At 37.2% G+C, this 11349-nt stretch carries 11 protein-coding genes and 1 pseudogene; 5 read left to right on the forward strand and 7 right to left on the reverse strand.

Translation table 11 applies throughout. The features are described 5' to 3' along the window. Positions 1 to 24 precede the first annotated feature (24 nt). Positions 25 to 426, forward strand: a complete 402-nt coding sequence (locus I6F40_RS08260; protein WP_166379219.1) for a hypothetical protein — start codon at positions 25 to 27, stop codon at positions 424 to 426. A gap of 96 nt (positions 427 to 522) precedes the next feature. Here the strand turns inward: I6F40_RS08260 and I6F40_RS19695 are convergent. Beyond that, positions 523 to 621: pseudogene (locus I6F40_RS19695) on the reverse strand (protein phosphatase); the annotation flags it as partial. Between the two features lie 142 nt (positions 622 to 763). On the opposite strand from I6F40_RS19695, the gene I6F40_RS08265 reads away from it, so the two are divergent. From I6F40_RS08265 to I6F40_RS08275, 3 genes are all read left to right on the forward strand, one after another. After that, entirely contained in the window at positions 764 to 2920 is a 2157-nt protein-coding gene (locus tag I6F40_RS08265; RefSeq protein ID WP_166379221.1) for an exonuclease domain-containing protein, read from the forward strand. A 190-nt stretch (positions 2921 to 3110) separates the two neighbouring features. Further along, complete coding sequence (locus I6F40_RS08270) at positions 3111 to 3542, forward strand: CC0125/CC1285 family lipoprotein (protein ID WP_166379223.1); 432 nt, start codon at positions 3111 to 3113, stop codon at positions 3540 to 3542. 150 nt (positions 3543 to 3692) lie between these two features. After that, positions 3693 to 3899 (forward strand): hypothetical protein, encoded by a 207-nt coding sequence (locus I6F40_RS08275; RefSeq protein WP_166379225.1) that lies wholly within the window; start codon positions 3693 to 3695, stop codon positions 3897 to 3899. A 2-nt stretch (positions 3900 to 3901) separates the two neighbouring features. Here the strand turns inward: I6F40_RS08275 and I6F40_RS08280 are convergent, their stop codons facing one another. From I6F40_RS08280 to dinG, 6 genes are read right to left on the reverse strand one after another with little or no spacing between them, the layout of a single operon-like run. Further along, positions 3902 to 4054 (reverse strand): YbaM family protein, encoded by a 153-nt coding sequence (locus I6F40_RS08280; protein WP_166379227.1) that lies wholly within the window; start codon positions 4052 to 4054, stop codon positions 3902 to 3904. Continuing rightward, on the reverse strand, positions 4038 to 4319 hold the full coding sequence (locus I6F40_RS08285; RefSeq protein ID WP_166379229.1) for a late competence development ComFB family protein: 282 nt from the start codon (positions 4317 to 4319) through the stop codon (positions 4038 to 4040). The genes I6F40_RS08280 and I6F40_RS08285 overlap by 17 nt, the downstream gene beginning before the upstream one ends. A 51-nt stretch (positions 4320 to 4370) precedes the next feature. After that, the gene (locus tag I6F40_RS08290) at positions 4371 to 5288 is read right to left on the reverse strand and encodes a histone deacetylase family protein (RefSeq protein WP_197192751.1); all 918 of its coding nucleotides are present in this window, start codon (positions 5286 to 5288) and stop codon (positions 4371 to 4373) included. Between the two features lie 13 nt (positions 5289 to 5301). Further along, the gene (locus I6F40_RS08295; RefSeq protein ID WP_007584039.1) at positions 5302 to 5910 is read right to left on the reverse strand and encodes a primosomal replication protein; all 609 of its coding nucleotides are present in this window, start codon (positions 5908 to 5910) and stop codon (positions 5302 to 5304) included. A 1-nt stretch (position 5911) separates the two neighbouring features. After that, the gene (locus I6F40_RS08300) at positions 5912 to 6688 is read right to left on the reverse strand and encodes a sulfite exporter TauE/SafE family protein (protein ID WP_010553699.1); all 777 of its coding nucleotides are present in this window, start codon (positions 6686 to 6688) and stop codon (positions 5912 to 5914) included. Beyond that, positions 6688 to 8763 (reverse strand): ATP-dependent DNA helicase DinG, encoded by a 2076-nt coding sequence (dinG, locus tag I6F40_RS08305; protein WP_007584036.1) that lies wholly within the window; start codon positions 8761 to 8763, stop codon positions 6688 to 6690. The genes I6F40_RS08300 and dinG overlap by 1 nt, the downstream gene beginning before the upstream one ends. A 193-nt stretch (positions 8764 to 8956) precedes the next feature. Here dinG and I6F40_RS08310 point away from each other — a divergent pair, with 193 nt between their 5' ends. After that, complete coding sequence (locus I6F40_RS08310) at positions 8957 to 11299, forward strand: DNA polymerase II (RefSeq protein ID WP_166379233.1); 2343 nt, start codon at positions 8957 to 8959, stop codon at positions 11297 to 11299. The last annotated feature ends 50 nt before the right edge of the window (positions 11300 to 11349 follow it).

Raw genomic sequence — 11349 nt, forward strand, 5'->3', positions numbered from 1 at the left:
AAGTGGGCGTTAAAAGGAGAGACGGTGGCAAAGGTTAAGAATTTTTTTCTTTTAACATTATTACTTTTATCCGCATGTTCTTATGTAACAAACGAAACTGAAGTTGAGCGTAGGTATAAAAATGCAGGCTCATTAATGGGAACGGCCTTAGCCTGCGAGAACAATTTGCAAATTATCAACTCATCAAAAGCACTGGAAATGTATATTTCAAAGCAGGAGCTAGCTAAGTATTACACGAAAGAAAAACTAGACTACTTCTTAGCTGTGCATGACAGAGTTGCAATGGAAACATGGCAACATTTAGATGAAATTAAGGCAAAAATAGGTAAGCCACATAAAGTCTGCCAAAGCCCTAGTTTTAAAAACAATACTACAAAAAGTCTATATCGTTGTATTCATATGGGTGAAGCGACGGTGTGTCTGTAGTGTTTGTAACATATACAAGTGGTTAAACCCATCAACGGCTAATCCATAACTGGTATTAAAAATATTATTGGCACTATTCATGTGCTAAATTTTTCCTTACTTCTCAAAATTCTCAAAGTATTCTTTTTGCAGCTCTATAGTGAGTGCTTTAGGGCGAGTGCTTTGTACTCGGTTGCATACCTCTTCTTTTGTGTAATATGTCGTTTTTTAAATTCAGTGCTTATTGACTCTACATTATTTTTATATGGCAACTATAAGCATTACTGATTACAAGTTTAAGATTGAATAATAAGCATAAATACTAGATACTGTTTTTATATACAGTTATGGCGATATTATGAAAAAAGAATTACCAGCAAAATACTATTTAGCGCATTTTAGAGAGCTTATTGAGTTTGTAACTAGTAAATGTATGCATTTACTTGAGCCCAAACACAGTGAATTTATTAGTAAAATTAACCAGCTAGATGAGCAAAGCCAATGCATGTTGGCGCGTGTGTACTCGCGAAAGCCTTATTTAGTGCAGGCGCAATCGCTTAATTATGAAGAAATAACCTCGCCGCATCAGGCTATTTATACGCTAAAAAAAGCCGGTATTTTATTTGAGCCAAACGCGCAGCATTACCAGCAGCTTTTAGCGCACTTAACTAAGCCTTCTTTGGTTGAGTTGCTAAGTAATTACAGTGAGCAAATAAGCTTTAAAAAGAGCGCCGCTAAAGGCGCGCTGGTGGATATTGCGCGTGAGTTTTTTAAAGCATGCCCACAAGAGCTTGCGCCACTTTATAGCCAGTATGTAATTAACAACCGCAGTGATTACTACGAGTATTTTGAGTTTTTATTTGCAGGCAAACTAAGCAGTGGTGATGTAAATCATCAAAATCGTTTTGTAATGCGAGACTTAGGCTTAACCGCTACGCGCGAAGGGCACAGCGAGAGCTTGTCGCGGTTTGAAATACTTGACGAAGCGCAATCGAACTATTTACTAAACCGTTACCGGTTAGCATTTAAAAATATAACAGATGAGAGCGACTATGTTGCTTTAGCGTCGCAGGTTTTAGTGCAAGCTGCACATGGTGCAATAGCCGTTGCATTAAAAAATAAATTATTAGTTAGGCTTTATAGGCAGCTAAAAACAGGTGATAGCGAACTTGCTTTTAGTTTACTTGAAGGGTGCGCGGATGATAGCGAAGCACAAGAAATTCAAATAAGAGAGCAATACAGGTTTGGCAATAAAGAGTGGGTAAAAGCTCGATTAGAAGCCATTATCGAAAACCCACTTACTGATGATTTACTGTATTTTGCTGACGATTTTTTAATGCGTAAGTTTAATAAAAAAACACGTTCGCGTTTAAGTACCATGCTTGCCGACACTCAGTGCGTGCTAGAAATAGATGAACTGTACCGAGGTGAAGTAGAGCAGGGCGTAAACGATTATTATACTCGCCAAGGTATGGCTGTATTTAATACCGAAAACACGCTTTGGCAAAGTTTGTTTGGTTTAGTATTTTGGCATGAGTTATTTGTGGAGTCGCCTTATCCACCATGCAATGAGTTTGATATTTATCCGCAAGTGTTAAGGCTTGGTAATTTTTATGAAGCGCAGCAAACACAGATAAATGAGCGCTTAGCACAGTGCCAAACGTCGCAAGCATTACTTAATTTAGTATGCAAAAATGCAGCGCAATACTTTGAGCAGCCTAACGGTTTGTTTAGATGGCGCAGCAATTTATTAGAGCCGTTAGAAGCGCTTATTTTAAACAGCCCTATTAAGGCACTAATTGCGCACTTAACAGCCATGAGCAAACATTATTTACAGCTAAAAGACGGCTACCCCGACTTAATGGTAATTAATAATGGCCAAGTACATTTTGAAGAGGTAAAAGCACCGGGCGACAAACTTAGACGCAACCAACTAACCACTATTGATAATTTAAAAAATGTGGGCTTTACAGTACACATTGCTGCGGTTAAATGGTTTGTAGATCCACACCGTATTTACAGTGTGGTCGATATAGAAACCACGGGCGGCTTAAAAGGCGGTAACCGTATTACCGAAATTGGCCTTGTAAAAGTACAGCACGGAAAAGTAATTGATACTTGGACAAGCTTAGTTAACCCCGAGCGCCATATACCTGGATTTATAACGTCACTAACTGGCATAAGCGATAGCATGGTACGCAACGTGCCTGTATTTGCCGATATAGCCAAGCCGCTATTAGATAAACTCGCAGGCAGTATTTTTGTAGCCCATAACGTTAATTTTGACTATGGCTTTATTAAAAAAGAATGCGAGATGGCAGGGCACTTTTTTAAAATGCCAAAAATGTGCACCGTGGTTGAATCGCGCAAAGCGTTTAAAGGCTTAAAGTCGTATTCGCTTGGTAATCTCTCATCGCATTTTAATTTAAATTTAACCAGCCATCACCGCGCACTTGCTGATGCAACGGCTACTGCTGAGTTATTGTTACTTATTCAGCAATCCCAATTTAATTAAAGAGTTTGAGAAAAAGTACAGCTTAATAATTTAAAGACGCAAGGCATTCATGGCACATTCATTTTTAGTGTTCAATTGTGTATGATTAAATAATTACTTATAAACAAACCCTGAGCGGTCTATGAGTAAGTTAAATAATACACATTGATTGTGCGAGTAGTCGCTTTTTCAAAAATAAATAAGGGAATTTATGAAAATAGCATTATTAGCAGTGGTTACTATTTTGTTAACTGGGTGTACTTATACTGATGAATGCTCTGAAAATAAGCTTTTGTATGGTTACACAGAGGATAAAATTGATAATAGTAATTATCGAGTAAGGTTTAGGAATAAGGCGAGTGAGTCGGGTGATGCTAGTAATTTTGCTTTATTAAAAGCAGCCAAACTTACCCAAATACAGGGCTATGATTGGTTCGAGGTGACTAAGAAAGAAGTTTTTGTGAATCCTAAATTAGATGAGTGTGGTTTAATTACCAGGTCAAAAACTGAAGGTTTATCTATAAAATCAAGTAATGAAATATACACGCTAATAGCTATTAAGATGGGTAAAGGGATTAAAACAAAAGTGACCAGCTATGATGCGCAAGGTGTAATCAACGATCTAGCATCGAACATGGAATAGTAGTTTAATAATAGGGCTCCAGCGTTTTTTTGTAGTATAAAAATAGAAAAATACCATATCTATAGTTATAAATAGTGTGATTAAAAAGGTAACTGTTAGTATTGGGTGGAGTTAATATCTTTAATTAATTTTAAAACAACTTATAAGTTAGTGTTATACAGACTCTACAATTTTCCTCTATCAGAGCAACAATTCGATGAAATAGTTGCCCTATACAAACAGCAATATGATTTAAAAGTACAAAATATAAGTTGTCAAAAATCAGTAAGCGCTAAACATCGCTTTAACGAAGTGAAAGTTGATTGTGAGAAATACGAAGTCGTTGTAACAACTTACCCAATTGAGCTGGTTGAATAAAACTAACTTTCAGTTTGTTTTTTTTCAAAGTCGCTTTTAACAATATCGAGTGCTTTTAAGACCTCTTCTGGAGCAACATCGTGTTGCTCTAGTATCATAATTAAATCTACTGCAAGTTTAATATGTGTAGGGGCTTGATCAAGTGGGCTTGTCATTTAATTCTTTCTTTTTTGATATGTGGCTAATGGCAACATTTATTGCGGTTTGTACGCGTTGTTCCATATGTAGACGTTCTGATTGTGGTAGGTAAAACGCCATATCTACATCGTAGCGAATATATCGTGGCGGGAGCTGATTTAGTACCGTACAACAAAAGTCAGCCATTACATCTTCATCATATTTTTCATCAAGTTTAAGTTTGATGATTTCTTCAACTACAATCTTTTCGTAATAGTTGTGTATGTCTTCGTGTAATCGCATATTCCCACCGCTTTAAAATAATCCGTTTAACTGAGTCTATACTAAGGCTTACTATAAATCGATAGCGGCTTTAAATAGTTGTTTATGAACATTAATTAGTGAACTCAAATTACGCTGATAACCGCCGCCTAAAGCGCACATTAGTGGGATTTGATGTTGCTTACAGAAGTTGAGAACAAACAAGTCGCGCTCATATACGCCATTGAGCGATATATTAAACAAGCCTAACTCGTCTTTAGTGTAAATATCAGCGCCTGCATTATACAAAATAATATCAGGGTTATGTATGCGCACGCAAAAATCGAGTGCTTGCTTTAATGTAGCAAGGTACTCATCGTCGGCTGTTTTAGCGGGCAATGCAAAATCGTAAGTGGACTCTTGCTTATTACGAGGAAAATTTTGTTCACAATGAATTGAGCAGGTAATAATTTGGTTATGGTTATGGTTATGGTTATGGTTATGGTTTTGAGTGATTTGTGCTGTGCCATCGCCTTGGTGTACGTCGCAATCAAAAATTAAAACAGTGTCGGCTTGCTCTGTATTTATTAAATGTGCTGCTGCAATAGCTAAATCATTAAAAATACAAAAGCCACTGCCAAAATCACTATGAGAATGATGATAACCACCGCTTAAATTAGCCGAAAAACCATGTTTTAGCGCGTGTTCACTACTTTGGATGCTTGCCCCAACTGATAGTAATGTGCGCTCTACCAATTCATTTGAATAAGTGAAGCCCATTTTTTTTATGGCTTTATTGCTAAGCGTGCCGTTTAAAAAGTTATTTATATAAGTTTGATTATGACATAGCGAAAGTTGAGATTTGGTTACTTTTTTAGGCTCTTGAAAGTGAATAGCCGAAACACCTAGATTTTCTATTTCGGTTTTAAGTAACTTATACTTTTGAATAGGGAATCGATGACGTTCTGGGAGTATAAGGTCTGAATACAAAAGATGATAATAAAGCTGCATAGTAAAGTGCGGCTTAACGTAGCTGCTGTTTTTCTACTTGTTGTATTTTGTCCTCAGTGGCAGAAATTGCTTTTCTGCAGCGGCCTAATCGAGCGTGTGTGCTTAATATTTCAAGGTTAAGCTTTTGTGCTTTAGCTGGCGAGGCTTTATCCATTTGCATTTTACGCTCTTCAATCATGAGCACTAAACGGCGTTCAAACTCATGGTTTTGTTTTAATTCGTCGTAAAGCTCGTGCGATGATTGCATTATTTTTTGTACCGCTTGCTTATAAACGGTTTGCTTAGGGCGTGGTTTATAATGGCTTTTGTTTTCTTTAACCCAAATAGGCGTTGATTTAATAACGTTGAATACAGCTTGTACCTGAGCTCCTATACGTTCAAGCGCGTAGGTATAAGCATGGCGATGCTCACTTGGCGGTAATCTTGACACTTCATCTTCTATTTCTATTACGTAATCGACTAGATTCATGCTTTTTGTACTAAAAACTGCGCGGTCAAACAAGCTAGGTTGCGCCTGCATGTAGCGATTTTTAGAAAAAAGTTTAGCTTTATCAAATTGCTCGGCTTGTTGTTTTAGCGTTGCAACTTGTTGACGTAGTTTATCTAAAGCCATTGAATGCATATTAAAAGTAAGCCTCGTAAATTAGTTTTAAAGCTAAAAGTATAACCATAGTATTAAATACAGGGCGAATAAATTTACTACCAAAACGTATTGCCGAATGTGCTCCAAACCATGCGCCTAGCATAATAAAAAAGCCCATTGTTATGCCAAGTAAAAAGTTTACATGTCCGAGTGCCACAAAGGTGATGAGCGATATAAAATTAGAAACAAAGTTCATTGAACGCGCTAAACCGCAATTGAGTAGCAAGTTCATTTTATAAAGCATGCCATTAGAAGCAGTCCAAAATGTACCCGTACCTGGGCCTGCTAAACCATCAAAAAAGCCTAATGCTAAACCCTGTAGCCATTGTTTTATTTTCATCGCTTTGTTGAGCTTAGGGAGCTCATCGCCTTCTGTGGTACTTAAATTACCAAATAAGCTATAGGCGGCAACTAAAATAATAATAATGGGTAGTAGTTTGTTTAAAAAATCGATACTTAAATGATCAACAATAACAGTCCCTATCAATGCACCTATTGCAGTAGCAATTACGGAGGCAGCCCAAAACTTTGGGCTAAATAAGTTCTTTTTATAATAAGTATAGCTTGCTGTTAAGGAGCCAAAACTTGCTGCTAGTTTATTGGTGCCTAATGTTAAATGTGGAGGTAAGCCTGCAGTTAATAAAGCGGGCACAGTTAACATACCACCGCCACCGGCGATAGCGTCTATAAAACCTGCGGCAAGTGCAACAGCACATAAAACAGCCCAAGTTGTTGGATCGAGTGCGAGTTCAAACATTAATAATCTATTTGTCTTTTAAAAGGTGGTAGGGTGTCGAGCATGGCTTTACCGTATCGCTTAGTAACTAAGCGCCTATCGAGAATAGTAATACAGCCTTCATCACTCTCTTTTCGCAGCAGTCTACCACAGCTTTGTACCAATTTCTTTGCGGCGTCTGGTACGGTAATCGTTAAAAACGGGTTACCGCCTTTGCTTTGTACAAATTCTGCTTGCGCTTCTTCTATTGGCGAAGTAGGTACAGCAAACGGAATTTTAGTAATTATTAAGTTCTCTAAATATTTTCCAGGTAAATCAAGGCCTTCTGAAAGGCTTTGTGTTCCAAATAAAATACTGCCTTTGCCTTCATCTACATTTTTGGTGTGTAATTTAAGCAACGCTTCTCGCGACATCTCACCTTGTACTAATAAGTTAAAACCTTTTGTTCTAAGAAACTTTGTTACGTGGTCCATTTGCCAATAAGAAGCGAATAGTACAAGGTTCGCTTTTTTATCATTTAGGTACTCTGGTAATGTTTTAGCTAGGTGATCACTAAAGTCTTTATCGGTTGGTTCTACTTTAGATACCGGAATACGTAAAGTGGCTTGTTTGGGGTAATCAAAAGGAGAAGGTACTTTAATAAACTTAACGCCCTCTTCTTTAGCAAGTCCTGTTTCGTAAGCAAAGTGATCGAACGAGCCCAGTGCACTTAATGTAGCAGAGCACAAAACAGCGCCCGCGCATTCTCGCCACAATTTATCTTTTAAGTAATAACCGACCTCGATAGGGCAGTCGCTTAATAAGTGGTCGTGATGGCTTTTATATTCAAGACGTTTTATCCACCGTGCATGGGGAGCACCTTCGCCTTTTTTTGCGTAACTAAACCATAGTTTGTTTAGTTGCTCTAACCGGTTTATGTATTGACCGCTTTCGCCTAGTATTGGGTCGGCAACGTAAGGTTTTATGTCGCCATCACTTACATCTTGGGTAAGGGTGTCGTGCATTTTGTTTAAACAGCGCAGCGCATCTTGCGTGGCTTCGCTTATATCTTTTGCTTTACTGTGCAGCGATTGTGGAATTTCACCGTGTTCAAAGCGATAAGTATCGTCTTTTGAGTATTCAAAGTCGGCATTATCAAGAATATCGCGAACTACTTTTAAATCTTTATTCGCGTCATTAATGCTGTCGCAAAGTTTAAAGTTTTGCCCAATAGCTCTTTGCCCCACTAAAACCTTCGCCATTTTCCCGCTAAACTTGGTGAGCTTATCAAGCCATTCTATCGTGCCTTTGATTGTTGCTGCGGCCGATGAAAAATCGCGTGTTATATGTGCTAAATGGTGCGCTTCATCAATTACATAAATGGTGTTGTCGGGCTCTGGTAAAATTTTACCACCGCCTAGGTCTAAATCGGCAAGTAATAAAGAGTGGTTAATTACCAGCACATCCATTTGCATTAATTGATTACGAGCAAGCTGAAACGGACACGTTTGATGGGCCTTCATTTGGCGTTGGCATGAATGTTTATCGCACGCTATTAAGTTCCACACTCTATCGGGTACAGTATCGGCCCAACTGTCTCTATCACCTTGCCATTTTTTATTCACATAGGCGTTATATAGCTCATTCAAACACTTGGTTTCCATTGCGCTCAATGGTGAAGTAAGCGTTGGCATAAAGTCCATTTGTGTTTGGCTATCGCCGTTTACAGCATTATGTAATTTGTGGGCACAAATATAACGATGGCGACCTTTTACTAAATCAAATTTAAAGTCGAGGCCTGAATGCTTTTTAAAAAATGGGAGTTCTTTTGCTATTAATTGTTCTTGCAGTGCAACGGTTGCGGTAGAAATAACCAGCTTCTTTTTTTGCGCTAAGGCAAGCGGTAATGCGCCTAAACAATAGGCAAGAGACTTACCGGTACCGGTGCCTGCTTCAATTACGCAAATGCGCTGCTTTTTATGGTATTCGCCAGCAAGCGTTTTTGCTATTTCGGCTACAAGGTAGTTTTGACTGCTACGAGGGCGATAATCGTTTAGGTTGCTAGCCACATGCTGGTGTACTTGCCTAATTGTTTTTTTTAGTGAGTCAGAAAGCATGGGATGATTTACCTAAAGTATGTATATAATTACAGTGCTATGGATTTTAGAGTTATAAGAGTGTAACTACAAGAAGTGATGAGATTAATTTAGCAAATAAAGTATCTGAGTGTTTATTTAGGTTGAATGTATGGCTTTAAAGCATTTTGAATTAAGTAAAAACTTACATATATATGAATAAGGTTTAGTAATAATGTACTTAACAGCCGGTTTTATTGTTTCTTCACATGCTTATGATACTGCTAGCGGCATCTGCTACGAAGCGTGGTTTTGTAGTGATAAAGGGCCTATAAAAACTATATCAGTTAACGAAAATGCGCTGTTTTTTATCAAAAGTAAAGATGCTGAAATAGCGCATGAAATATTAGCAGCTGAGTCACTTATCTTTAATATTAAAAGTCTTGGGTTAAAAAACTTTCAGCAAGAAGATATGTCGGCCTGTTACTTCAAATCACTAAAGCATTTTTATTCTGCTGCTAAAGCTTTAAAGCAACGTGGAGTTGTATTATTTGAAGAAGATATTCGACCAATAGAGCGCTACCTAATGGAGCGTTTTATAAAAGGAGGTGCTTGGATAACGGGTAATGTTTTTTATCAAAATGGTTATACATTAGTAACAGAGGCAAAATTAAAAGCAAATGATGAGTACTCCCCAACTCTTAATAAGCTGTCGTTAGACATTGAATGTAACGAAAGTGGCGTTTTGTTTTCTGTTGGACTTGTGGGCTGTAATTTAGACTGTGTTTTAATGATTGGCGAGCCAGATAGAGAAGCTGAAAACCTAGAGTTTGATATTATTTGGTGTGTAGATGAGGCTGAGCTGTTAAGGGGGGTAGAGCATTTTATTAAGCTTAGCGATCCTGATGTCATAATTGGCTGGAATGTAATTGAGTTCGATTTTTCGGTTATTCATGAAAGAGCTGAAGCACTAGGCATTAAGTTATTACTGGGTAGGGGAGATCAACCTTTATATGTTCGCAAAGGACACTTTACTCGAGTATCGATCCCTGGGCGATGTGTGGTTGATGGAATAGACACTTTAAAAAATGGTACATATAGCTTTGAGAGTTTTTCTTTAGCTAACGTTTCAAATCAAGTGTTGGGTGAGTCCAAATTAATCGACACGGCTAATAGTCTGCAGGAAATTATTAGGCAATTTAATGAAGATAAGCTTTCTTTAGCAAAATATAATCGACAAGATTGTATTTTGGTAAATAAAATTTTTGATAAATTAAAGCTACTCGATTTTTCTATTATAAGAACAAAGCTCACAGGATTAGAGCTTGAAAAAAAGGGCGGCTCTGTCGCTGCTTTTATTAATATGTATTTACCATTACTGCATCGCAGCGGTTATGTTGCCCCTAATATGGGCGATCATGGACTTACATTTGAAAGCCCAGGCGGTTATGTAATGGAGTCTATTCCTGGGCTTTATAAAAATGTCATTGTTTTAGATTTTAAAAGCTTGTACCCCAGTATTATGCAAACTTTCTACATTGATCCACTTGGACTGATAGAAGGTTTAAAAAATCCAAACCAAAGTGTGCAGGGTTTTAATGAAGCCCTATTCTCGCGAGACAAGCATCACTTACCTTTACTTGTTAAAAGCTTAGCGTCCCAAAGGCAGCTCGCCAAAGACAATCAAGATCAAATGCTTTCTCAAGCAATTAAAATAATAATGAATAGCCTATATGGTGTTTTAGGCTCAAAAGGATGCAGGTTTTACGATCCTAGGTTATCTAGCTCTATTACGTTAAGAGGGCACGAAATAATGCTACAAACTAAAAAATGGATAGAAGAGCTTGGTTATAGCGTTATTTATGGTGATACCGATTCTACATTTATTAAGTTGGATGATGATTTAACCCACGACGAGTGTAATGAAATTGGCGTGTTTTTAGCTAAAAAGATAACTACAGATTGGATTAACGAGATTAAACAAACGCACAACTTAACAAGTCATTTAGAAATAGAATTTGAATCTCTTTATAGCCCTTTCTTTTTGCCAACCATAAGGGGGAAGCTAGTTGGATCTAAAAAGCGCTATGTCGGTAAATTAATTAAACCAAACGAATCAAAACTAGTATTTAAAGGATTAGAAACAGTAAGAAGTGATTGGACTAAACTTGCTCAACAATTCCAGTTCGACCTATTTACTAGTCTTTTTGATGGAAATTTAAATATAAATGACCTTGTTAAAGACTATACAACAAAGTTATACCAAGGTGATTTTGATCATTTACTCATTTTCAAAAAGAGATTAGGTCAAAACTTAATCGATTATAAGAAAAATATCCCCCCTCATGTTCAAGCAGTTAAAAAACACCAGAAAAAAAATAGCGAATTTACGGTTAATAGAGGTGAATTTGTTACATTCGTTTACACAACTGCTGGAGTTGAGCTGTATCAAGGCTTTCATAGCTATGACTATGCAATTTATGTAGAAAAACAGATTGTACCGCTAATTGAAATGGTGGGGCCTGTAATATACGAAGATATAAAAGAAAGTGAGATTAATCAATTTAAATTATTTTAGTTATCATTTAAAATAAATGTGTTTTTAAACAAGGTGTTATTGTGATTTTA

Source organism: Pseudoalteromonas sp. SWXJ133, assembly GCF_015864365.1.
In the GTDB taxonomy this organism is placed as follows: domain Bacteria; phylum Pseudomonadota; class Gammaproteobacteria; order Enterobacterales; family Alteromonadaceae; genus Pseudoalteromonas; species Pseudoalteromonas arctica.